This is a genomic window from Flavobacterium sp. 316 (genome assembly GCF_000967805.1).
Classification (GTDB): Bacteria; Bacteroidota; Bacteroidia; order Flavobacteriales; family Flavobacteriaceae; genus Flavobacterium; species Flavobacterium sediminilitoris.
Window position 1 is genome coordinate 337,377 of sequence record NZ_JYGZ01000006.1, and the last position, 24,978, is coordinate 362,354.

General features: G+C 29.2%; 26 protein-coding genes. 14 read left to right on the forward strand and 12 right to left on the reverse strand.

The features are described 5' to 3' along the window. Positions 1-144: 144 nt before the first annotated feature. From SY27_RS14955 to SY27_RS14985, 7 genes are all read left to right on the forward strand, one after another. Positions 145-1,602: a sodium:solute symporter gene (locus tag SY27_RS14955; RefSeq protein WP_045971739.1), complete on the forward strand. Its 1,458-nt coding sequence runs from the start codon at positions 145-147 to the stop codon at positions 1,600-1,602. After that, on the forward strand, positions 1,592-2,026 hold the full coding sequence (locus tag SY27_RS14960; RefSeq protein WP_045971740.1) for a GNAT family N-acetyltransferase: 435 nt from the start codon (positions 1,592-1,594) through the stop codon (positions 2,024-2,026). The genes SY27_RS14955 and SY27_RS14960 overlap by 11 nt, the downstream gene beginning before the upstream one ends. Before the next feature lie 6 nt (positions 2,027-2,032). Then, positions 2,033-3,163 (forward strand): amidohydrolase, encoded by a 1,131-nt coding sequence (locus tag SY27_RS14965; protein WP_045971742.1) that lies wholly within the window; start codon positions 2,033-2,035, stop codon positions 3,161-3,163. Continuing rightward, positions 3,156-4,307: an alanine racemase gene (gene alr / locus SY27_RS14970; RefSeq protein ID WP_045971743.1), complete on the forward strand. Its 1,152-nt coding sequence runs from the start codon at positions 3,156-3,158 to the stop codon at positions 4,305-4,307. The genes SY27_RS14965 and alr overlap by 8 nt, the downstream gene beginning before the upstream one ends. After that, entirely contained in the window at positions 4,307-5,380 is a 1,074-nt protein-coding gene (locus SY27_RS14975) for an alanine/ornithine racemase family PLP-dependent enzyme (RefSeq protein ID WP_045971744.1), read from the forward strand. The genes alr and SY27_RS14975 overlap by 1 nt, the downstream gene beginning before the upstream one ends. 290 nt (positions 5,381-5,670) lie before the next feature. Further along, entirely contained in the window at positions 5,671-8,502 is a 2,832-nt protein-coding gene (uvrA, locus tag SY27_RS14980) for an excinuclease ABC subunit UvrA (RefSeq protein ID WP_045971745.1), read from the forward strand. A 34-nt stretch (positions 8,503-8,536) separates the two neighbouring features. Next, positions 8,537-9,262, forward strand: coding sequence for a TIGR00730 family Rossman fold protein (locus tag SY27_RS14985; RefSeq protein WP_045971747.1), 726 nt, complete (start codon positions 8,537-8,539; stop codon positions 9,260-9,262). A 29-nt stretch (positions 9,263-9,291) separates the two neighbouring features. Here the strand turns inward: SY27_RS14985 and SY27_RS14990 are convergent, their stop codons facing one another. From SY27_RS14990 to trxA, 3 genes are all read right to left on the reverse strand, one after another. After that, complete coding sequence (locus tag SY27_RS14990) at positions 9,292-9,516, reverse strand: DUF2892 domain-containing protein (RefSeq protein ID WP_045971750.1); 225 nt, start codon at positions 9,514-9,516, stop codon at positions 9,292-9,294. Between the two features lie 18 nt (positions 9,517-9,534). Next, complete coding sequence (locus tag SY27_RS14995; protein WP_045971752.1) at positions 9,535-9,921, reverse strand: rhodanese-like domain-containing protein; 387 nt, start codon at positions 9,919-9,921, stop codon at positions 9,535-9,537. A 102-nt stretch (positions 9,922-10,023) separates the two neighbouring features. Further along, positions 10,024-10,326, reverse strand: coding sequence for a thioredoxin (trxA, locus tag SY27_RS15000; protein ID WP_045971754.1), 303 nt, complete (start codon positions 10,324-10,326; stop codon positions 10,024-10,026). A 122-nt stretch (positions 10,327-10,448) separates the two neighbouring features. Here trxA and SY27_RS15005 point away from each other — a divergent pair, with 122 nt between their 5' ends. The 6 genes from SY27_RS15005 to SY27_RS15030 all read left to right on the forward strand — a co-directional run bounded on the left by SY27_RS15005 (position 10,449) and on the right by SY27_RS15030 (position 15,508). Next, positions 10,449-11,798, forward strand: a complete 1,350-nt coding sequence (locus SY27_RS15005; RefSeq protein WP_045971756.1) for a DEAD/DEAH box helicase — start codon at positions 10,449-10,451, stop codon at positions 11,796-11,798. A 63-nt stretch (positions 11,799-11,861) separates the two neighbouring features. Continuing rightward, positions 11,862-12,434 (forward strand): pentapeptide repeat-containing protein, encoded by a 573-nt coding sequence (locus SY27_RS15010; RefSeq protein ID WP_045971758.1) that lies wholly within the window; start codon positions 11,862-11,864, stop codon positions 12,432-12,434. Between the two features lie 89 nt (positions 12,435-12,523). Continuing rightward, the gene (locus tag SY27_RS15015) at positions 12,524-13,150 is read left to right on the forward strand and encodes an SGNH/GDSL hydrolase family protein (RefSeq protein WP_045971761.1); all 627 of its coding nucleotides are present in this window, start codon (positions 12,524-12,526) and stop codon (positions 13,148-13,150) included. Positions 13,151-13,225: 75 nt separating this feature from the next. After that, the gene (locus tag SY27_RS15020; protein WP_045971763.1) at positions 13,226-14,449 is read left to right on the forward strand and encodes a DUF4272 domain-containing protein; all 1,224 of its coding nucleotides are present in this window, start codon (positions 13,226-13,228) and stop codon (positions 14,447-14,449) included. 118 nt (positions 14,450-14,567) lie between these two features. Continuing rightward, positions 14,568-15,095 carry a TetR/AcrR family transcriptional regulator gene (locus SY27_RS15025; protein ID WP_045971765.1) on the forward strand — a complete coding sequence of 176 codons (528 nt, stop codon included), beginning with the start codon at positions 14,568-14,570 and terminating at the stop codon, positions 15,093-15,095. Between the two features lie 2 nt (positions 15,096-15,097). Continuing rightward, positions 15,098-15,508, forward strand: a complete 411-nt coding sequence (locus SY27_RS15030; protein ID WP_045971767.1) for a nuclear transport factor 2 family protein — start codon at positions 15,098-15,100, stop codon at positions 15,506-15,508. An 85-nt stretch (positions 15,509-15,593) separates the two neighbouring features. Here the strand turns inward: SY27_RS15030 and SY27_RS15035 are convergent, their stop codons facing one another. The 9 genes from SY27_RS15035 to SY27_RS15075 all read right to left on the reverse strand — a co-directional run bounded on the left by SY27_RS15035 (position 15,594) and on the right by SY27_RS15075 (position 24,140). Beyond that, positions 15,594-16,406, reverse strand: a complete 813-nt coding sequence (locus SY27_RS15035; protein WP_045971769.1) for an enoyl-ACP reductase — start codon at positions 16,404-16,406, stop codon at positions 15,594-15,596. A 52-nt stretch (positions 16,407-16,458) separates the two neighbouring features. Beyond that, entirely contained in the window at positions 16,459-17,649 is a 1,191-nt protein-coding gene (gene fabV, locus SY27_RS15040) for an enoyl-ACP reductase FabV (protein ID WP_045971772.1), read from the reverse strand. Between the two features lie 86 nt (positions 17,650-17,735). Next, positions 17,736-19,388, reverse strand: coding sequence for a DNA repair protein RecN (gene recN / locus SY27_RS15045; RefSeq protein WP_045971774.1), 1,653 nt, complete (start codon positions 19,386-19,388; stop codon positions 17,736-17,738). 23 nt (positions 19,389-19,411) lie between these two features. Then, on the reverse strand, positions 19,412-20,305 hold the full coding sequence (locus SY27_RS15050) for a DUF4835 family protein (protein WP_082084374.1): 894 nt from the start codon (positions 20,303-20,305) through the stop codon (positions 19,412-19,414). Further along, complete coding sequence (gene coaBC, locus SY27_RS15055; protein ID WP_045971776.1) at positions 20,295-21,506, reverse strand: bifunctional phosphopantothenoylcysteine decarboxylase/phosphopantothenate--cysteine ligase CoaBC; 1,212 nt, start codon at positions 21,504-21,506, stop codon at positions 20,295-20,297. The genes SY27_RS15050 and coaBC overlap by 11 nt, the downstream gene beginning before the upstream one ends. 9 nt (positions 21,507-21,515) lie before the next feature. Beyond that, positions 21,516-21,830 carry a DNA-directed RNA polymerase subunit omega gene (locus tag SY27_RS15060; protein ID WP_045971778.1) on the reverse strand — a complete coding sequence of 105 codons (315 nt, stop codon included), beginning with the start codon at positions 21,828-21,830 and terminating at the stop codon, positions 21,516-21,518. A gap of 8 nt (positions 21,831-21,838) precedes the next feature. After that, positions 21,839-22,645: an outer membrane protein assembly factor BamD gene (locus SY27_RS15065; protein ID WP_045971780.1), complete on the reverse strand. Its 807-nt coding sequence runs from the start codon at positions 22,643-22,645 to the stop codon at positions 21,839-21,841. Between the two features lie 96 nt (positions 22,646-22,741). Beyond that, positions 22,742-23,620, reverse strand: a complete 879-nt coding sequence (gene dapA / locus SY27_RS15070; protein WP_045971782.1) for a 4-hydroxy-tetrahydrodipicolinate synthase — start codon at positions 23,618-23,620, stop codon at positions 22,742-22,744. A 1-nt stretch (position 23,621) separates the two neighbouring features. Beyond that, entirely contained in the window at positions 23,622-24,140 is a 519-nt protein-coding gene (locus tag SY27_RS15075) for a hypothetical protein (RefSeq protein ID WP_045971784.1), read from the reverse strand. 49 nt (positions 24,141-24,189) lie between these two features. On the opposite strand from SY27_RS15075, the gene SY27_RS15080 reads away from it, so the two are divergent. Further along, on the forward strand, positions 24,190-24,972 hold the full coding sequence (locus tag SY27_RS15080; RefSeq protein ID WP_045971786.1) for a 5'-nucleotidase C-terminal domain-containing protein: 783 nt from the start codon (positions 24,190-24,192) through the stop codon (positions 24,970-24,972). Positions 24,973-24,978: the final 6 nt, after the last annotated feature.

Consider the following 24,978-nt stretch of genomic DNA (forward strand, 5'->3'; position numbering starts at 1 on the left):
ATTTCATACAATAGTTTATCTAACTATTATTTATAAGATTTTAATTCTAAAATCTTTCATTTTAATCATTCGATTTGTAGTTCGCTACATCTAGCCTTTGGAAAAATTCCTTAACAGGCAATACATAATTTTAAAACAAATAAAATGCACGCAGTAGATTATTTAATCTTTGTTGTTTACATGCTAGCTATGCTTGGTGTAGGCTTTTATTTTTACAAAAAAAACAAATCTTCAGAAGATTTTTATGTTAGTGGTAGAAACATGAGTAGCTGGCACATTGGACTATCCGTAGTAGCTACCGATGTTGGTGGTGGATTTTCAATTGGTCTTGGTGGCCTTGGCTTTACTATGGGAATTTCAGGATCTTGGATGCTATTTACAGGATTAATTGGTGCTTGGTTAAGTGCTGTTTTCTTAATTCCAAAAGTAAGTAAACTAGGTCATTTGCATAAGTTTTTTACTTTTCCACAAATTTTCAATCATTTTTATAATGCCAAGGTTGCATTATTAGCAGGAATCATATCAGCTATTGGTTATATTGGTTTTACAAGTTCACAAGTGTTAGCTGGAGCCAAATTAGCCTCAGCAACTATTGAAGGATTAAACCTTCAAACTGCTCTAATCATTATGGGGGTTATAGCAGTAGTTTACACCGCTGTAGGAGGCTTAAAAGCAGTAATTTATACTGATACCATTCAATGGATCATCTTAATTGTCGGGCTCGTTTTTATAGGTATTCCTATAGCTTATAATGCAGTTGGTGGTTATGATGTTATCAAAGCAACTCTAGCCCCTGAATATTTATCATTAACCAATGTTTCTTGGCATCAAATCTTAAATTGGTCTGTAACCATAATTCCTATTTGGTTTATTGGAATGACACTATACCAAAGAATTTATGCTTGTAAAGACGAAAAAGAAGCAAAAAAAGCATGGTTTATTGCTGGTCTATTTGAATGGCCTATAATGGCTTTTATGGGCGTTATTCTAGGAATGCTTGCAAAAGTTGCTGCCACACAAGGAATGTTTGACGGAATAACAGATGCCGCTTCAATGGACAGTGAAATGGGATTACCTATACTTTTAAGTACAATTTTACCTATTGGATTAATGGGATTAATGCTTTCTTCCTATTTTTCAGCAATTCTTTCCACTGCTGATAGCTGTTTAATGGCAGCTTCTGGAAATATTGTAACCGATATTATTTCTAAATTTTCTAAAAAAGAATTTTCAGAAAAGAAAATGCTTCAAATTTCACAAATTGTAACACTCTCTGTTGGAGCATTTGCAATTCTTTTAGCTTCTCAAATGCAAAACGTATTAGAACTTATGCTCTACTCCTACGCTTTTATGGTTTCTGGTTTATTTGTCCCTGTTCTAGGAGCATTATTTTGGAAAAAAAGCAATGCTAAAGCCGCTTTTTGGAGTATGCTTTTAGGAGGTGGAACAACTATCGGACTAATTCTATCTAACAACAAATTACCATTAAATTACTCATTACCAAAACATTTAGACGCAAATATCTTCGGAATTAGCGTATCTTTAATAACATTCATATTATTATCAAATTATCATTATAAAAAAATAAACAATGGAATTTAAAATTATTACTCCAGAAACAGGAGAACACAAAACATATAGTCATCAAATAATTGCCGAATTTCTATTTACACATTTAGAACAATATGGCGACAAAACGGAAGATATCTTAAAATGTATTAACTATGCTATGAATCCTTCTAAAGGAGGAACTATAATTGTAGGATTAGACAATGAAAAGATTGTAGGTGCTGTTATCTTAAACAATACTGGAATGGAAGGCTTTATTCCTGAAAATATTTTGGTTTATATTGCAGTTGATAATAGTCAAAGAGGAAAAGGATTTGGGAAACAATTAATGCAAAAAGCTATTGAAACTGCAAATGGAAATATTGCATTACACGTAGAACCCGATAATCCTGCCAAAAAATTATATGAAAAACTTGGATTTACAAATAAATACTTAGAAATGCGTTTAACTAAATAAAAAGTTTTGAAAGAGCTTATTCAACTTAGAAAAGAATTACATCAATACCCAGAAATATCTGGAAACGAAAAAGAAACAGCTAAACGTATTCTAACATTTCTTTCCCATTATTCTCCTGATACAATTATAACAAAACTTGGAGGAGAAGGAATTTTAGCAACTTACAACGGAAAAGAAAAAGGAAAAACAATATTATTCAGATGTGAACTAGACGCTTTACCTATTCATGAGATTAATTCATTCAGTCATCAATCTGTTTATGAAGATGTTTCTCATAAATGTGGACATGATGGTCACATGGCAATTTTATGTGGATTAGCTAAAGAATTATATCAAAATCCAATAGAAAAAGGAACTGTACTATTACTTTTTCAACCTGCGGAAGAAGACGGAAATGGTGCCAGAAGAGTTTCAAATGATAAAAAATTTAAAGAAATCAAACCCGATTATGCTTTTGCATTACATAATTTGCCTGGATTCAAAAAACGTCAAATTATTGTAAAAGAGCATACCTTTACTTGTGCTGTAAACAGTATGATTATAAAATTAAGAGGAAAAACATCTCATGCGGGCGAACCAGAAAACGGAATTAATCCTGCTTTAGCAATTTCAGAAATTATTAATCGTTTTGATGCTATTATTAAAAATGATGTAACACAACCTGATTATTGTTTAATTACTCCTATTTACATTAACATGGGAGAAAAAGCTTATGGTGTTTCTGCTGGATATGGTGAAATTCATTTTACAATTAGAAGCAATAGTAATCTTCAAATGAGAACAATAGAAACTCATTTAGAATCTATTATACAATCAATTGCATCAAAACATAAATTAGAACTAAATATAGACTGGACACAAAGTTTTCAAGCTAATGAAAACAATGTTGAAGCTATAAATATAATTCGAGAAGCCGCTTCTAAGAATCGTTTTGATATACTTGAAAAAGAAGAACCTTTTACTTTTGGTGAAGATTTCGGATTGTTTACACAAAAATTTAAAGGAGCCATGCTAGGTTTAGGTTCAGGAGAAAAAACGCCTTCACTTCATAATCCAGATTATGATTTCCCTGATGAAATAATAGAAACAGGAATAAAATTATTCCATCAAATTACAAAAGACATTTTAAATGCATAAGAATTCCATCATAGAAATTAATCAAAATGCTCATAAAAACAATATTGATTTTCTAAAAAAAACCTTTGGTAAAAAAGTAATTCTTTCTTCTGTTGTAAAAGGAAACGCTTATGGTCATGGTTTGAAAGAATTTGTTTCAATGGCATTTGCAAATGGCATAACTCATTTTTCTGTTTTTGATGTCGAAGAAGCTAAAATAATATTTGATACATTAGGAAATAAAGTAACCATTCTTATTATGGGATTTGTTGCAGATGATGATTTGGCTTGGGTAATTAGCCATCAAATTGAATTCTTTGTTTTTGAACGCTACCGATTAGCAAAAGCATCAAAAATAGCAAAAAAGCTAAATCAAAAAGCTATTTTACATATCGAAATTGAAACTGGAATGAATCGAACAGGTTTTAAAATCAGTGAAATTTCAAAAGTAGCACAATTCTTAATCAAAGAAAAAGACAACCTCTATTTCAAAGGCTTATGTACACATTTTGCTGGAGCAGAAAGCATTGCAAATTATTATAGGGTTCAAAAACAAATTGTTATTTTCAATGAAGCAAGTTCAATTTTCAGTACATTTGAATTACATCCTAAAATAAAACATTCGGCTTGTTCTGCTGCCGCTATGATGTTTCCAGAAACAAGAATGGATCTAGTTCGAATTGGTATATTACAATATGGTTTATGGCCTAGTCCTGAAGTTTTAGTTAGTTATTTAAACTCTAAAAAGAAAAAAATAGATCCTTTACAACGTGTTATTACTTGGAAAAGTGAAGTAATGAGTGTAAAACGAGTAAAATCAGGAGAATTTATTGGATATGGAACAAGTTTTATGGCAAAAAATAAGATGAAAATTGCAACTATTCCATTGGGTTACTCACATGGTTATAGCCGTTCATTAAGTAATCAAGGACGTGTTTTAATAAATGGAAAACGTTGCATGGTAATTGGTACAGTAAATATGAATATGCTAACAATTGATGTTTCTGAAATTGAACATGTAAAAAAAGGTGATGAAGTTGTTCTAATTGGCACACAGGAAAAACTTACCGTTTCAGTCGCTTCATTTAGTGATTTTAGCAACCAATTAAATTATGAATTATTAACCCGTATTTCTAAAACAATACCAAGAAAAATTACACTATAATGGCTTTTATAAAACTATATCGAAGAAAACTAAAAGAAAATTATACGTTTTTAAACACCATGTTTAAAGAACGAAATATTGAATGGGGAGTTGTTACAAAATTACTTTGTGGAAATACTATATACCTAAAAGAAATCATTTCATTAGGTGTAACCGAAATGCACGATTCAAGAATTAGTAATTTAAAAAAGATTAAAAAATTAAATCCAAATATTAAAACATCATATATAAAGCCACCTTCAAAACGAAATATTTCAACAATTGTTCAATATGCTGATGTAAGTTTTAATACAGAAATTTACACTATTCAAATGCTTTCTGAAGAAGCGAAACGACAAAATAAAAAACACGGAATCATTATTATGATTGAAATGGGTGACTTGCGTGAAGGTGTTTTAGGGGAAGAATTGCTTCATTTTTACGAACAAGTCTTTAGTTTACCTAATATTGAAATTAGAGGAATTGGAACTAATTTAAATTGTTTAAGTGGTGTAATGCCTACTCAAGATAAACTAATTCAACTGAGTTTATACAAACAATTGATTGAAGCTAAATTCAATGTAAAAATACCTTGGGTTTCTGGTGGAACTTCTGTTGCTGTTCCTTTAATGCTTAAAAATGCACGGCCTATGGCTGTAAATCATTTTAGAATAGGAGAAGCATTGTTTTTTGGAAAAGATTTATTTACAGGTGAAACAATAGAAGGGTTACATAATGATGTTTTCAAACTCTATGCAGAAGTTATTGAAATTACTGAAAAACCAGATAATCCTATTGGTGAATTAGGTGAAAATGTAGCTGGAAACACATACGAAATTAATGATGATACTGATTTAAGTACTACTTCATTGCGTGCTATTCTAGACATTGGATTACTAGATATGCAACCACAATATTTAGAAACCGACAATCCAAACATTACTATCGTAGATGCTAGTTCCGACATGATGGTTGTTGATATTTCAAATTCTGAAAAAATTTATAAAGTAGGTGATTTAATCTCTTTTAAATTGCAATATATGGGTGCACTTTATCTTTTAAACTCTGATTATATTGAAAAAATAGTGGAATAAAAAACAAAAATGTAATAACTCTAAAATTTACAACTAACTTACTCAAACTATTATTTTAAACAATTTATTTTATTTTTAAAAGTTTTGAGTACTTGGTGCTATAATAGAATTATTTTTTTCTACCTATTTATAGTTGAAACATTAGTAATAACAACTAATCTAAAATCATTATGCTTTATTCTTAATCCTATTCCTAAATAATTTTAATTTATTAAAAAATAGCCATCTAATTTAAAAATCAAAAATACTTATCTACTTAAAAATAGTATCTTTGCATTTTGCCAAAAATTATGTTAAACACAGACGATACTATTGAAATCATAGGTGCAAGAGCACATAACCTAAAAAATATAGATGTTACCATTCCCAGAGAAAAGCTAGTTGTTATAACTGGATTATCGGGTTCTGGAAAATCTTCCCTTGCATTTGATACTATTTATGCAGAAGGTCAGCGTAGATATATTGAAACCTTTTCAGCTTATGCCAGACAATTTTTAGGTGGATTAGAAAGACCCGATGTAGATAAAATTGATGGTCTTTCACCTGTTATCGCAATTGAACAAAAAACAACTAGTAAAAGTCCGCGTTCAACTGTTGGTACAATAACCGAAATATATGACTTTCTCCGTCTTTTATATGCCAGAGCAGCAGATGCTTATAGCTATAATACAGGAGAGAAAATGGTTTCTTACTCAGATGAGCAAATAAAAAAACTTATTATTGAAGACTTTCAAGGCAAAAGAATTAACATATTAGCGCCTGTAATTCGTTCTAGAAAAGGACATTATAGAGAATTATTTGAACAAATTTCAAAACAAGGTTTTTTAAAAGTTCGTGTAGATGGACAAATTAAGGATTTAGAATTTGGAATGAAAGTAGATCGATATAAAACACATGATATCGAAATTGTAATTGATAGACTTGCCATTGAAGATGATGAAGATACTGATAAAAGATTAAATGAAAGTATTAAAACGGCAATGTACCATGGAGATGATATTTTAATGGTAATTGAACAAGAAAGTCAAGAAGCACGCTATTATAGTAGAACATTAATGTGTCCTTCATCGGGAATATCTTATCCTAATCCTGAACCTAATAACTTTTCTTTCAACTCTCCAAAAGGAGCTTGTTCTAATTGTAACGGATTAGGAACCGTTCACGAAATTAATCTTGGAAAAATTATACCTAATCCAAAACTATCTATAAAAAACGGTGGTTTTATTCCTCTAGGAGATTATAAAAATTCATGGATTTTTAAACAATTAGAAATAATTGCACAAAAATTTGAATTCAAAATAACAGACCCTATTGAAACACTTCCAAAAGAAGCAATGGAAATGATTTTATATGGAGGAAATGAAAAATTCTCTGTTGTTTCTAAAGTAATGGGAATTACAAAAGACTATAAAATTGATTTTGAAGGAATTTCAAACTTTATCAAAAATCAATATGAAGAAAGTAATTCAGCTTCCATAAAGCGTTGGGCAAAAGAATTCATGGACGAAAATGATTGTCCTGAATGTAATGGAACACGTTTAAGAAAAGAAGCACTTTATTTTAAAATAAATGAAAAAAACATAGGAGATTTAGTCCAAATGGATATTTCTGAATTAGCAGAATGGTTTGCTAATTTACCAAAGCATTTATCCGAAAAACAAGCGACTATTGCAACTGAAATATTAAAAGAAATAATTGCTCGACTTCAATTTTTACTTGATGTTGGTTTAAATTATCTATCCTTAAATAGAGGTTCTAAAACATTATCTGGTGGAGAAGCACAACGTATTCGCTTAGCAACACAAATTGGATCACAATTAGTAGGCGTTTTATATATTTTAGACGAACCTAGTATTGGCTTACATCAAAGAGATAATGAACGTTTAATAAAGTCCTTAGAAAGCCTTCGCGATCTAGGAAATTCTGTTATTGTCGTAGAACATGATAAAGACATGATTGAAAGAGCTGATCATGTTATTGATATTGGACCAAAAGCTGGTCGTTTCGGTGGTCAAATTATTAGCGAAGGAACTCCACAAGAAATTTTAAAGCACAATACTATTACCGCTCAATACATGAATGGAAAAATGAGTATTGAAGTTCCTACAACACGTAGAGAAGGAAATGGAAAAACACTAAAGTTAACTGGTGCAACAGGAAATAATTTAAAAAATGTAACTGTAGAATTTCCATTAGGAAAACTAATCTGTGTTACAGGTGTTTCTGGAAGTGGGAAATCTACATTAATTAACGAAACACTCTACCCTATTTTAAATACGCACTTCTTTAATGCAGTAAAAAAACCACAACCATATAAAAAAATTGAAGGACTAGAACATATTGACAAAGTAATTGACATAGATCAAAGTCCAATAGGAAGAACTCCAAGAAGTAATCCTGCTACTTATACTGATGTTTTCTCAGAAATAAGAAGTCTATTTACCCTAACACCAGAAGCTCAAATTAGAGGATACAAACCTGGTCGTTTCAGCTTTAATGTAAAAGGTGGTCGTTGTGAAACTTGCGAAGGTTCTGGTGTTCGTACTATAGAAATGAGTTTTCTACCTGATGTATATGTAGAATGTGAAACATGTCAAGGTAAACGTTTTAATAGAGAAACTTTAGAAATCAGATATAAAGGAAAATCTATTTCCGATATATTAAATATGACTGTTGATGAAGCAGTAGACTTCTTTGAAAACATTCCAAAAATATATAGAAAAGTAAAAACCATCCAAGATGTTGGATTAGGCTATATAACTCTTGGACAGCAAAGCACAACCCTTTCTGGTGGTGAAGCGCAACGAGTAAAACTAGCAACAGAACTTTCAAAGAAAGATACAGGTAATACTTTTTATATATTAGATGAACCTACAACTGGTCTACATTTTGAAGATATTCGTGTTTTAATGGATGTTATCAATAAATTAGTAGACAAAGGAAATACTGTATTAATTATTGAACATAACTTAGATGTTGTAAAACTAGCCGATTATGTTATTGATATTGGATATGAAGGCGGAAAAGGTGGTGGACAATTAATAGCAAAAGGAACACCTGAAGAAATTATAAAAAATAAGAAAAGTTATACTGCCCAGTTTTTAAAAAAAGAATTATCTTAGCAAGCTTGATTAATTTTAAAATAAGAAAAGAAAAATGGCATTAGAGCAATACGAAAACGAAGATTACAGAATTCAAGAGAAATTCAAACAAAAAACTTGGAACGAAATAAGAACAAACGATTCTTGGGCAATTTTTAAAATCATGTCTGAATTTGTTAATGGATATGAAGCAATGGGAAGAATTGGCCCTTGTGTATCTATATTTGGTTCGGCAAGAACAAAACCAGAAGACAAATACTATTTATTAGCTGAAAAAATAGCCTATAAAATTAGTAAAGGTGGTTATGGTGTTATTACTGGTGGTGGTCCTGGTATTATGGAAGCTGGAAATAAAGGAGCTCATTATGGTGGTGGAACTTCGGTAGGTTTAAACATCGATTTACCTTTTGAACAACATTTCAACCCTTATATTGATAGAGATAAAAACTTAAATTTTGATTATTTCTTCGTAAGAAAAGTAATGTTTGTAAAATATTCTCAAGGATTTGTAGTAATGCCAGGTGGTTTTGGAACATTGGATGAATTATTTGAAGCAATTACGCTAATTCAAACTAAAAAAATTGCTAAATTCCCTATAATATTAGTCGGAACAGAGTTCTGGAGCGGTTTAATGGATTGGGTAAAAACAGTACTTTTAGAAAAATTCAACAATGTAAGCTCTCACGATTTAGATTTATTTACAATTGTTGACAATGAAGACCAAGTATTAGAAGCACTTGATAATTTTTATAAAAAATACAATCTGTCTCCTAATTTTTAAATATCAAACCGACCTTATGGTCGGTTTTTTTATCTTTTATTTTTCTTATGATGCTTCACTTTACAAGTATTTATACCTAAAAGTGCATAAATTCCGCAAAATTGTATTGAAGATGTAACAACCATTACTAAACCTAATACTAATACAATCCATTTTAGTGTACCATCAATAGAACCTGAAAGCCCTAATATCAATGCAATTACACCAATAATAATTCGAAGAAAACGATCTCCATTCCCAATATTTTTTTTCATAAGATATATAATATTAAATTAATTTTCTATTGGTTTTCCATTCGCTTTCCAACTCGTAATTCCTCCATCTAACTCTACAATATTAGTAAAACCTAGATTTTTAAGTTTCTCAACAGCTTTACTACTTCTTCCTCCTGATTTACAATATACTAAAACTGGTTTTTGTTTATCTAGATTAGTCACTTTAACATCAAAATCATCGGCTTTAACATCAATATTCATAGCATTTATAAGATGCCCAGAAGAAAACTCATCAGAAGTTCTCACATCAACTAATTGCACATCTTTCTCATTCATTCTCTGCTCAAACACAACATCAGAAACGGTAATACCTTCTGTTTTTTCTTTTAAACAAGCAGTTGCTGCTAAGAAAACAAAGCTAATAATTACTAATCTAAATTTCATTCGTATTTTATTTTAAATAATTTAAGAAGTCAATTTTTGAATCTTTTTAAACCATTTATATCTAAAAACAATTCTTTTTTGACGTCTAAATATACAAAAAAATTAATTCAATTGCTGTTTAATAATTGAAACTAAGTCTCTTGATGAAACAACTCCTGATTGTCTCCATAACATTTTACCTTCTTTAAATAAAATTAAAGTCGGCACACCTCTTACCATAAATTCACTCGCTAAATCTTGATATTGATCAACATTTATTTTAATAATTTTAACCTCATCTTTCAATATCGATTTTGTTTCTTGTAATATAGGCGACATTGTTTTACACGGTCCACACCAGTCAGCATAAAAATCTACCAAGGTTAATTGTTCCTGTCCTATAAGTGCATTAAATTTTTCATTCATAACTATTTCTTTTATATTACGAAATTACAAAAAAACATTCTCAAAAAATGTAATCTAAGTTACATAAAGCAACATCTTCAATCCCAAAAAGATTACGTACCTTTGCCCAAAATACAGCATTGATGAAAACATTTCAAGATTTCGACTTACCTAAATCACTTCAAAAAGCAATAGATGAACTAGGTTTTGTTCATCCAACTCCAATTCAGGAAAAATCATTTTCAGTGGTTTTATCAGGAAGAGACATGATGGGAATTGCTCAAACTGGTACGGGTAAAACATTTGCGTATTTAGTTCCTATTTTAAAACAATGGAAATTTCAAAATACAGATTCTCCTAGAGTTCTTATCCTTGTACCTACTCGCGAACTTGTAGTTCAAGTAGTAGAAGAAGTGGAGAAACTAACCCAATTTATGTCTGTTCGTTCACTTGGTATTTATGGAGGCGTTAATATCAATACTCAACGTAAAAGTTTAGCTGAAGGAGTTGATATTTTAGTAGGAACTCCAGGACGAACAATGGATTTAGCTCTTGATGGAGTTTTACGTTTCGATGCTTTACAAAAATTAGTTATTGATGAGTTTGATGAAATCTTAAATCTTGGTTTTCGCGTTCAATTAACATCTATCCTATCTATGATGAAAAGCAAAAGACAAAATATTCTGTTTTCTGCTACTATGACTGAAGATGTAGATGCTGTTTTAGATGAGTTTTTTGAATTTCCAGAAGAAGTATCTTTAGCTCCTAGTGGAACACCATTAGAGCAAATTACTCAAAAATTATATCATGTACCTAATTTCCTTACGAAAGTTAACGTAATTAAACATCTTTTATCTACAGATGAAACAACAGAGCGTGTTTTAATTTTCGTAAACAATAAAAAATTAGTAGATGTTGCTTTTGAATTATTAAATGAAGATTTCCCAGATCAGTTTGGAGTAATCCACTCTAATAAATCTCAAAATTACCGTTTGAATACAATGGCTAATTTTCAAAATGCAAAACTAAGAGGAATCATCACAACCGATGTAATGGCTCGTGGTTTAGATATTTCAAATATTACTCATGTTTTCAATTTACAATTTTCTGAAATTCCAGAACAATATATTCATAGAATTGGTAGAACAGGTCGTGCTGACAAAGAAGGTATTGCTATTAGTTTTGTGGCACCTTATGAAGACGAAAAATTATTAGCTGTTGAAATGCTAATGAATATGGAAATTGATATTTTAGAAATGCCCGATTCTATTGAAATTTCAGAGAAAAAACTTGAATTTGAAAAAGACAAACGTAGATTTAAATCTATTGGTAAAAAAATAAATACTGACGAAAGAGGTGCTGCTTTCCATGAAAAGAAAGATAAAAATAAGAAAGTAAATCTTGGTGGACCTGGAAAAACAAAACCTAGAAAAACAGCGCCTAGAAACAGAGCTGCTGAAGCAAAAAAAGCAGCTAAACGGAAAAAGAAATAACACATCATCTACATTCAACTTTGTAAATGCTATTATAAAAACAAATATCCAAAATATCGTAAAATGGCAAACGATTTTTTTCAAGATCAACAATTTTCAGGAAATATTTTCAAAGAAGATGATATTAAATATAAAGAATTTGAAAATTGTCAATTTATCAATTGTGATTTTAGAAACTGCTATTTTACTAGCGTATATTTTATAGATTGTACATTTACAGAATGTAATTTTAATGATACTAAAATTAATTATGTTTCTTTACGTGGTGTAGAATTTTTTAAATGCGACTTTACAAATGTAAATTTTGCCATGACAGATCAAGTTATTTACGATTTTAATTTTACAGACTGCCTTTTAGATTATTCCAAATTTTATGCTTTAAAATTAAAAAAGATAAGATTTACAGGTTGTAGTCTTGTTTCTGCCGATTTTATGAAAACCGATTTAACAGAAGCAATCTTTGATCATTGCGACTTACGCAGAACCGTTTTCATAGAAACAACACTTAACAAAGCTGATTTCACAACAAGTTTCAACTACACTCTTGATCCTGAAATAAATAAAATAAAAAAAGCACAATTTTCACTAGAAGGATTACAAGGCTTATTGTCAAAATATGATATTATTATAAAATAATACTGTTTAGCATAGAAGTCTTTTAATTAATCTATTTCAAGGATTTTGTGTTAGAAAACTAAACATTTTTATTATAGATATTCTAAAACATGAATAAATTAAAGCTTATATTATTTTTCTTTATGAGCATCATTTTTAGCTCATCAAATTCATATTACCCCAATATTGATTCAAAAACTGAAATTAGTATTTTATTTATTGGAAATAGCCTTACTTATACTAATAACCTTCCAAAACTGATAAAGAAAACTGGCAAGAAAAAAAATTTAATCATAAAAACTCAAATGATTGCTTTCCCAAATTATTCGATTGCAGATCATTGGAATGATGAAAAAGTTCAAGAAAATATTGCTCAGAATAAACATGACTATGTCATTATCCAACAAGGTCCTTCTTCTCAAATAGAAGGAAGAGAAATATTAATAGACTATGGAAAAAAATATAATGATTTATGTAAAAAAAGCAATACTAAATTATGCTATTTTATGGTTTGGCCTTCTCTTAATTATTATCATTCATTTGACAATGTAATCAAAAATTATAGTGATGCTGCAATAATAAATAATGCTATATTACTTCCTGTTGGGAAAATATGGAAAGAACATTTTGACAGAACAAAAAATTTAAATTATTATAGTTCAGATGGTTTTCACCCTTCTTTAGAAGGAAGTCAAATTACTGCGGATATAATAGTAGATTATTTAAGTAAAATATGATTTTTTTATTTTATTAAACCTCATCTAAATAAAGCATTTTAAGTATTTTTGAAACTTAAAAAAAATACTACATAAATGATTTGCACATTTTATTCACATCAAATCGGTTTTAAAACTATTTTAGAAATAATAAAGAATACAATTCCAAAAGCAAAAATAGAAACAAAAACAGAAAATGAATCTACTATTGCAGAGATTACATTAAAAGAAAATCTTTTAAAACCAGCTAAAAAAATAAGGGTTACTTATAGAGAAAGAAAAGAACCATCTTATCAAATTCCTCAAATTAGTGATAGCTCATTAACTGATAACCTAAAAGGGCTTTATGGTTATGTAAGCTCATTACCAACAAGAAACGAAGCAATAAAAGGTTTTTTTCTTCAAAAAATACTAACCTTAAATAGTGAGTTTTCCGTTGAAGAAATAGCAGGAACAATTAACCAACTAAAGTCTATAATTGAAGAAATTGCAAATAAATTTGATACTGTTATATTTACTCAACCAAATACAATTATAAGTAAATCAACATCTCAGCATTTCTTAGATAAAAATTTACAATTAATTATTGACACTGAAGGAAATTGTGAAATTGAAAAATTAGATGTTTCTATCAACTCTATTTATTTTGATGAAGAACAAAATACTGTTACAGACGAGCAACTTGAACGAAAAAACAGAAATGAAAATACTTTAACCGATTATAATATTAAGATTAATAAAAATCTTCCTTGTATTGAATCGGAAGAAGAAACAACTATTCGTTCGATAAAAGAGATAGCACGAAGAGTTAGCGTTTTGGCAGTTACAAATATGGTAGCTTTTAATACTATTTCAAGCGAAGAAGCAATAGAATACCTAAAAGAATACAATTTATGGGAATTTGTTACTCTTAAAGAAAAAGACTTTTTAACTGATCCAACTGAAGAAAAGAAAATGTATGAAACATGGAAATGTGAAGCTATTTATACTTTAATGTGGGCTTTAAAGAGCTTTGATACTTTAGCCTTTCCAAATGAATTATGTGATTTAAATCAAATTCCTTATGAGCAATATCCTGTTGGTCAAGATAAAGATCCTAATGATTTTATTAACAATGTAATCGAAAGTCGTTCTGTAGCTGATTTATTGGATATGGCTGATTTATACTATAGATATGATTGGGCTTGTGTTGATGCTAGAATTAACCAACAAAATATAGAAACAATTCATCCAGGTATTGTATATGAACGTCATTATGCATTAAATTGGCTTATCAACTATATGGGACAAGATTGGGATAACGTTAGTTGTGACACATAATAAATAAATTCATCTAAAATCTCAAGTTCTAAATTTTGAGATTTTTTTATTTAAAAACAATAGACAGACTTGTCTGTACAGAGTAAAAATGTTTATATTTGCAATAAAGAATTAATTTATGCTCTTACCGAAAGAAAGAATATTAAATACAACTTTTGAGTTATTCCATAAACAAGGGTATAATTCAACAGGTATAAATCAAATAATTGCAGAAGCTAAAGTTGCAAAAGCTAGTTTTTATCAACATTTTAGTTCTAAAGAAAATTTATGTCTTGAATTTTTAAAAATTCGTCATCAGTTCTGGTTTGAAGAATTAATAAAATTTACTTCCAAAAAAAATAACGCAAAAGAGAAAGTAATTTCAAGCTTTAATTTTCTTATTTACATGAATGAAAAAGAAGACTTTAGAGGCTGTAGCTTTCTTAACATTCTTTCGGAAATACAACCTGAGAACACTAAAATATTAACCTGCATTCAAAATCATAAAAAAGATTTAAGGCATTATTTTTTTGAAATACTAAAAGAAAAATATGTATCTGATCATGTGTACTTACTTTTCGAGAGTAGTATCATTGAAAGTCAAATGTTCAAATCAAATGAACTAATAGAACAATCTAAAAATATTATTAATACATTAATCAAATAAAAATGGAACAAAAATATCCTCTTCCGCCCTTTTCATTAGAAACAGCGAAAGAAAAAATTCAAATGGCAGAAGATGCATGGAATAGTCAAGATGCAAAAAAAATAGCAAATGCTTATACCATAACTAGCGAATGGAGAAATAGAAATCAATTCATTAATGGAAGAGAAGAAATTATCACATTTCTTACTAAAAAATGGCAGACAGAGTTAAATTATAAACTAAAAAAAGAATATTGGGCTCATACTGATAATAGAATAGCAGTTAGGTTTGAATATGAATATCAAACAAAGGATGGTAACTGGTATCGAGCTTATGGAAACGAAAATTGGGAATTTGACGAAAACGGATTAATGAGTAAACGTTTTGCGAGTATAAATGATGTAGAGATTGAAGAAAAAGATAGAAAATTATAATATATTATGATCAATTAAAGTTCTAAAAGCAAAAACTCCTAAACTTTAAAGTTTAGGAGTTTTTTTATTCTTATTTTCAAAAAAATTACTCTTTATCAAAATAATCAATTACTGCTTGACTTACTCCCATATTAGAAAAACCACCATCATGAAATAAATTCTGCAATGTAACCATTCGTGTTAAATCAGAAAACATAGAAACTGTATAGTTTGCACAATCTAAAGCTGTTGCATTTCCTAACGGAGACATTTTATCAGCATAAGCAATAAATCCATCAAACCCCTTTACTCCTTGTCCTGCTGTTGTAGGTGTTGGAGATTGAGAAATAGTATTTACTCGTACTTTTTTATCTCTTCCAAAGAAATATCCAAAGCTACGAGCAATAGACTCTAAATATGCTTTATTATCAGCCATGTCATTATAATCTGGAAAAACACGTTGTGCAGCCATATAAGTTAAAGCTACAATGCTTCCCCATTCTGCCATGGCTTCTTTTTTATGCAATACTTGCATTACTTTATGAAAAGAAACGGCAGATACATCCCATCCTTTTTGAGTGTAATCATAATTTTGATTGGTGTAATGATTTCCTTTTCTAACATTTACTGACATTCCTATTGAATGCAAAACGAAATCAATCTTTCCTCCTAAAATTTCAACAGCTTTGTCTACTAAATTTTCAATATCTTCTACAGATGTTGCATCAGCAGGAATAATTTGTGAACCTGTTTTCTCTGCTAAATCTTTAATAGTTCCCATGCGCATTGCAATTGGAGCATTAGTCAATACAAATGTTCCACCTTCTTCATGTACACGTTCTGCTGTTTTCCAAGCAATAGAATTTTCGTCTAATGCACCAAAAATAATTCCTCTTTTTCCTTTTAATAAATTATACATAAATTGTAATTATATATTTTACTTAAAATTATTTCAACAATAAAGTGCTTATTTACTGAATACTTGACACTTGCACCATTTCGTTTGCTTCGGCTAAATAGTCAACCCCATCAAAACCAAATCCAAATAAATTTAAGAAATCTTGCTTATAACCTGCTAAGTCTCCTATTTCACTTAAATTTTCTGTTGTTGCTTCTTCCCAAAGTTTAACAATTCTAGCCTGAACATCTTCTCTCATTTCCCAATCATCAATACGAATTCTTCCTTTATCATCTAAAGGCAATTCTTTCCCAGAAAACAATCTATCGGCATATAATCTTTGAATTTGTTCTATACAACCTTCATGAATTCCTTCTTCTTTCATTATTTTGTATAATAATGATATATATAAAGGTATTACAGGAATAGCTGAACTTGCTTGTGTAACCAAAGCTTTATTTACAGAAACATAAGCTCTTCCGTTAATCGATTTTAATTCGTCTGCAATTTCAAAAGCAGTTGCTTCTAAATGATCTTTAGCACGCCCAATAGTTCCTTTTCTATAAACGGCTTCCGTTAATGATGGTCCTATATAAGAATATGCAATAGTTTGCGCTCCATCTGCTAATAAGTCAGCATCTTTCAAAGCTTTCATCCACATTGCCCAATCTTCTCCTCCCATTACAGTCACTGTATTTTCAATATCGTCTTCATTTGCTGGTTCAATTGAAACATCTGACACTTTTCCTGTATGAAAATCAACTGTTTTATTTGTAAAAGTTCCTCCAATAGGCTTTAATGTAGAACGGTGTAAAACACCTGTTACTGGATGTAAACGAACTGGTGAAGCTAAACTATAAATAACTAAATCTACCTGACCTAAGTCTTGTTTTATTAAATCTAATGTTTGCTGTTTTACTTCATTTGAAAAAGCATCTCCATTAATACTTTTTGCATATAAACCTGCTTTTTTTGCTTCATCTTCAAATGCAGCAGAATTATACCATCCTGGAGAAGCTGTTTTACCTTCACTTGGTGCTTTTTCAAAGAAAACACCTATTGTTGAAGCATTTGAACCAAATGCACTTGTAATTCTTGATGCTAATCCAAATCCTGTTGAAGCACCAATAACTAATACTTTTTTAGCACCGTCAATAATTCCTTTTGATTTGATATATGCTATTTGATTTTTTACATTTTGTTCACATCCTTTTGGGTGCGATGTTAAACAAATGAAACCTCTCATTCTTGGTTCTATTATCATATCGTTGTGTATTTATACCTATTAAGGTAATCTTTTATAGCTACTATTTACTTATAATTTGAAGAAACAAATATAAAGTTTATAAATTAGTTCAACAAAGCTTTTGCATGATTTAAGGCTGAATCTGAAATATCTTTTCCTGACAACATTTCAGCAATTTCAACAATTCTTTCTTCATTATTTAATAACTTTAATTCAGAAAGGGTATCATCTTTTACATTGTATTTAAACACTTTATAATGTTGATTTCCTTTGGCTGCAATTTGAGGTAAATGTGTAATGGCAAAAACTTGCATATTCTTACTCATCTCTTTCATAATTTCACCCATTTTATTTGCAATTTCTCCTGAAACTCCTGTATCTATTTCATCAAAAATAATGGTTGGCAATTTAGAATAATTAGCTAAAACAGCTTTTACAGCAAGCATTATTCTAGACATTTCTCCTCCTGATGCCATTTTCTTTATAGCGCCTAATTGAAGTCCTTTATTTGCAGAAAATAATAAATTGATAACATCTTTTCCGAATTTTGTAAAGCTTTCTGTTTCTTTTATTTCAAAAAAGACTTTTGCATCAGGCATTCCTAATAATGCTAAAATGGTTTCTATTTTTTTAGCTAAAATTGGAGCCGCTTCATTTCTTGCCTTTGTAATAAGTTCAGCTACTAGATTTACTTTTTCTTTAATTTCTTCTAACTCACCCTTCTTATTCTCTATTTCTGTGTCTAAATCATCTGCTCTAAGGACTTTTGAATCTAAATCATTTTGAATCTTTAATAGCTCTTCAACAGTAGTAACTTGATGTTTCTTTTGTAAGCTATAAATCGTTTGTAATTTTGTATTTACAAGTTCCAAACGTTCAGGATCATTAATTATTTTTTCTGAATTTGAGTAACATTCATCAATAATATCTTGTAGTTCTATAGAAACACTTGTAACTCTTTCATGAAAATCATTATACTCTTTTGAAAATGTTGCAATTTTCTGAAATGATTGTTTAATTTCATTAAGGGTAATAATTGTTCCTAATTGCTCTTCATTAGCCAAGCTAAGTGCTTTGTCTATATTTTCTTTTATAAATTCAACATTACTTAACTTCTCTAATTCTTCTTCTAATTCTGCTTGTTCTTCTACTTTTAGATTTGCTGCTAATAATTCTTCTAAAAGGAAGCTATTATATTCTTGTTCTTTAGAAAGCGACTCCTTTTCAGCTATAAGTTTGGTTAATTCTTTATTTGTTTTGTTTAACAAGCTTAATCCTTTTCTATAACTTATTATTCGCTTTTCATTTTTTGCTACAGCATCAACTATTTGGAATTGATATTCTTCATTTAACAATTCACGTGTTTCATGTTGAGAATGAATATCAATTAAAAAAACAGATAGAGCTTGTAATTCATTTAAATTAACTGGACTATCGTTTATAAATGCTCTCGATTTTCCAGAAGGTAAAATCTCTCTTCTAATAATAGTTTGCGCTTCATAATCTAATTCTTTTTCTACAAAAAAAGGTTCTAAATTATAATTTGAAAGAGAAAAAACAGCTTCAATAACACATTTTTGTTCTTTATCTTTCAATACAGATAAGTCGGCTCTATTTCCTAGAACTAATCCTAATGCTCCTAAAAGTATGGATTTTCCTGCTCCAGTTTCACCAGTTATAATAGAAAATTGGTTCGAAAATTCAATTTCTAAAGATTCTATCAATGCATAGTTTTTTATCGAAAGTGATAAGAGCATAGTATTGTGTGTATTTTAAGATTTTATCTAATTTTATTCCATTTAATAGAATTTAATGGAGAAATTCTATTAAGCGTTTCTAGTAACGCTGCATTATTTGTCATTGGTCCACCAGTAAATATTTGTACAATTTCGTCTGTTTTTGCATCAAAAAAGGTACGTGTCAATAATGCATTTGGTCTTGATTTTTGAATTTTAGCTAATGTTTCAATTGAATTTGCAATACCTTCTTTCCCTTTTTTCAAATCATCTGCCATAAGATCCAATCCTTTGAAATGGTATTCATACAACGATGTTCTATAAGGTGAATATGTGTTTGAAAGCATATCTGAAATTAAAAAATAACGATTATTATTATTGCCTTCAGATTGTGACCATCCTTTATAACCACTAGATTGTGCAACATTCATAATATTTGATGCAACTCCTAAATATTTTGTTCCTCCTAATTCACTGTAAGAATCCATATCTAAACCTAGTATTATATTAACATAAAACGCTAAAACAGATGTAAGGTTTGAATTAAATGAATTCTGGTCAAATATTAATTGTTCAAATTCTATAAATCTGAAACTAAAATCTTTATCATTCAAATTTAATATTGGTGAACTATATGTTGAATTAAAAATTGGCCTTGAAGATTGAATTTGTAATGTAGCTGAAATATTATTTGAATTGAATTCTGAAACATTTATAAAAAAATTACATTCAATTTTTTCATTTTGCTCGTATTCACGATTTGTCCATTTTGTTGTATTTAAAAACTCTGAAACTTGTTTCTCTAAATTTTTAAATATTTGAGGGTTAACATCGGTCATTCGCTCAGCATTTACTGATACTGAAGCATTCAGTTCTTGTGCAAAATTCATTTGGAATGAAATAACAACAATAAATATAGTTAACCAGTTACGCATCATAATGTTGAATAATTTTATTTATAATATCCTGAGCTACAGATTCTTTACTTTTTAAGTTCATTGGTTCAACAATAAACTGTTTATCTATAAAGGTAACTTTATTAGTATCATGACCAAAACCAGCTCCTTTATCATTTAAAGAATTTAAAACTATCAAATCTAAGTTTTTTTTCTGAATTTTCAGCTTTGCATGTTCAATTTCATTTTCTGTTTCTAATGCAAAACCAATTAAAAACTGATTTTTTTTCTTTTCTCCTAAAGAAGCTAAGATGTCTTTTGTTTTCTCTAACTCTATTATAAACGTAGGATCATTCTTTTTTATTTTCTGAAGTGCAACATTTTTTGGTCTATAATCCGCAACTGCTGCTGCTGCTATTGTTACATTTACTTCTTCAAAATATTCATGACAAACGTCATACATTTCTTGTGCTGATTGCACTCTTCTTAAATGTATAAAAGGATGCTCTACTTTCAAATGAGTTGGACCAGCTACTAAAATTACTTCAGCTCCATTATGAGCTGCAATTCTTGCTATATCAAATCCCATTTTTCCTGAAGAATGATTTCCAATAAAACGTACTGGATCAATGGCTTCATAAGTAGGTCCTGCGGTAATTAAAATTCTCTTCCCTTTTAAAGGTAGTTTTGAAGTAATATCCTTTTCTATAAAAGATATTATATTTTCTGGTTCTGCCATTCTTCCTTCTCCAGAAAGTCCACTTGCTAGTTCTCCGCTTTCTGCTGGAATAATAGTATTACCAAACTTTTGTAATTTATTAAAACTTTCCAATGTAGAAGGATGTTTGTACATATCCAAATCCATTGCTGGTGCAAAGTATACTGGACATTTAGAAGACAAATACGTAGCAATTAAAAGATTATCGCAATTGCCATTTGCCATTTTAGACATTGTATTTGCAGTTGCTGGTGCAATAAGCATATAATCTGCCCATAGAGCTAGCTCAACATGATTATTCCATATTGCATTTTCATCATCTTCGTTGTAAAAACTAGAATGAACGGGATTTTTAGAAAGTGTAGATAAAGTTAAAGGTGTAACAAAATCTTTAGAAGCAGGTGTCATAACAACTTGTACTTGAGCACCTGCTTTTATAAAAAGTCTAACAAGATGTGCTGTTTTATAAGCGGCAATTCCTCCTGAAACTCCTAGCAAGATTTTTTTACCACTTAATACAGTCATACTCATGTATTATTTTGCTTCTCTATGATAAATTTTACCTTCTAACCATTCTTGAACAGCTAAAGCGTGAGGTTTAGGTAATTTTTCATAAAATTTTGAAACTTCAATTTGTTCTTTGTTTTCAAAGATTTCTTCTAAACTATCATTGTAAGTTGCAAATTCTTCTAATTTTTCAATTAATTCCTTTTTAATTTCGGTATTAATTTGACCTGCTCTCTTAGCCATAATTGTTATAGCTTCATAAACGTTCCCTGTTGGCTCTTCAATCTTACTTTTATTATAAGTGATTGTGTTAACTGGAGCTGTAGTCTTTTTTAAATCCATGATTTAATTTATTTAGAAAATTGTTGTAATTCTTTGTCAATTGTTGCTAACATTGTGTCAGCCTTTGGCTTAAATTGTGATTCTGAATTAAACTTAATAAAACTATTGTACATTGTTTTAGCAAGATTTAATCGATCTTCTTTTTTATATTCAACACTATTAATTGCTAATTTATAAGCCGTGCTAAATTTTAAAAATAATGCTTCTTCTTTAAAAGGGGTTCCTGGATAATCTGAAATAAAATTATCTAAAGCTTTCAATGCTGCATTATATTCTAATCGGTGATCTGAAATAGTATAATATTGTTTCGCTATTTCAAAAGCTTTCTTTTCTAATTTTTCTCTTAATTCCTTAACGTACTCATTTGCTTTTGGTAAATATTCTGAATCAGGATAAGTATCAATAAATTTTTGCAATTTAGAAAGTGCTTTTTCTGTATCAATTTGATCTAAACTATACCTAGGTGATAATCTATAGAAACATTCAGCTCCTAAAAAAGCAGCTTCTTCTCTTTTCTCACTTTTAGGATAACTTGATGCAAAACTTTCAAACTGATATCCTGCTAAATAATATTGTTTAGTATTATAATATGATTTTGAAAACATATAAAACAAACGCTCTGCTTGTGGCTTTCCTCTATAAGCTGGTATTATCTGCTCATATAAACGCAGTGCTTTTGTGTATTTCCCTTTTTCATATAAATCATTTGCCGTTTTACTCTTGAGTGCTAAATCTTCGCTTTTTAAAGCTTTTTGATATTCACTACAAGATGAAAGTGAAATAATAATAAGGATGAAACAGATAAATTTATTCATTGATTTTATTTTTTTACTTTTTTAATACACATGAATTAACACCTAAAAAAGCAACTGCAAATTTAGACATAATTTAAATACTATGGAAATCTTTTTTTAGCTTATTTTTTTCGTAAAATTTTTTAGTTTATTAGCTAAATTTTCATCTACATTAACTAATGGTAAACGAACCGTATTTTCTGACAAACCAAGTGTTTTAAAAACTTCTTTAATTCCCGCTGGATTACCTTGTTCAAAAATCATATCGATTGAATCTGCTAAAAGATAATGCAACTTATAAGCTTCTTTTCCTTTTTCTTGCAATCCAAGACGTACCATTTCAGAAAATTCTTTTGGAAAACCTTGACCAATTACTGAAATTACTCCAGAACCTCCTGCTAAAACCATTGGAAGAGTAATCATGTCATCTCCAGAAATAATTAAAAAATTCTCTGGTTTATTTTGAATCAATCGCATAGCTTGCACAATGTCTCCTGCTGCTTCTTTAACACCTATAACATTTTTAAAATCATTTGCTAAACGAATAATTGTTGATGGCAATACATTACTTGCTGTTCTTCCAGGTACATTGTATAAAATAACAGGAATTGATGAAGCTTCTGCAACTGCTTTAAAATGCTGATAAATTCCTTCTTGCGTTGGTTTATTATAATATGGTGAAACAGATAAAATAGCATCAAATTTTGACAAATCTCTTGATTTTAATTCTTCTACTACTTTCAGTGTATTATTTCCTCCTACTCCTAAAACTAATGGTAATCTACCTGCATTAGCTTCTACAATAGTCTTTATGACTAATTCTTTTTCATCTTGAGACAAAGTTGCTGATTCTGCCGTTGTTCCTAAAACAACAAGATATTCTACTCCGCCTTTGGTTACAAAATCTACGATTCTTTTTAATGCTTCAACATCTATTGAAAAATCTTCTTTAAATGGAGTAACTAGTGCTACACCAGTACCTTCAAACTTTTTCATGTTATATTTTATTAAGTATTTTTAAATATTTGAATAATTCAGAGACAAACTCTTTATAGTTTTTCATTTCCAAGGCTAACATAAAATGATGGATTCTTTTGTCTACTGTTGAAAATCCCATTTTAAATTTTGCTTTTGATTTTTTTGCAATTAATAATAATGGTAATTTTTCTTCATCAAAATAATTAATTAACAAATCGAAAGGATAATCTACAAAATCCTGAATATGCTTTGCACCAATTCCTCCTGTGATAGTAATATCTTTCATGGAGAAAAAAAGTGATTCATTTTCGCTTTTATTTTTTATTTTATCCCGATATGCTATCATTCTTATATCTTCAAAATGATTGCTGTGTGATTTAATTTCCGATATAAGCTTTTCTTTATCAAAAAAATAAGTTGTATCTACAATAACACCTATTGTTTTAATTTTATCATTAGTTACATCTAGGTTATACTTAGATAACCTTTTCTTAATTATTTTTTTTAGGAAAAACCTCTTAATTATTCTAGAAAACATAGTAATTTTACGTGTTCGACAAAAATAAATATTTAAACCTATTTAAAGGATGGTAAATGTAAAAAAGAAAAGAGTAAAATATAGTTATTTTGTTATATTATTAACATTCCTATTTATAGTCTCTTGTAAAACTTCTAAATCTAATATATATGAAGTTGAAGGTAAAAGAATTAACATCAATGAATCTTATACTAGTAATACTGAAATAGAAAAATTCATACAACCTTATAGAGAACACATTACTAAAGATTTAGACAGTGTTTTGGCTTACAATCCTGTAAATCAAGAAAAAAGTAAAGGCAAATGGCAGACTAATATTGGCAACTTATTTGCAGAAACAACTTTAGCATTTAGTAAGCCTATATTTCTTAAAAGAGAAAATAAAGATATTGATTTTTGTTTACTAAACCATGGAGGAATAAGAGCTATTATTCCTAAAGGGAATGTTACGTCTAGAACTGCCTACGAAATAATGCCTTTTGAAAATAGTATTATGATTATTGGTTTAAAAGGTAAAGAAGTAAGAGCTTTAGCTGATTATATTATAAAAGAAAAAAAACCGCATCCTTTAGCAGGTATAACAATCTATACAAATAAGGATGAAAATACTGTAATGGATATAAAAATAAACAATCACTCTATTGATGATAATAAAATATATTATGTAGCAACTTCTGATTATTTAGCTAGTGGTGGAGATAGCATGACATTTTTTAGAGATAGTTCATTAAAATATGATATTGATTACAAGTTAAGAAATTTATTTATTGACTATTTTAAGAAAATAGATACATTACCTAATATAACAACAGAAAGAATTATCATAAAATAAAGCCTA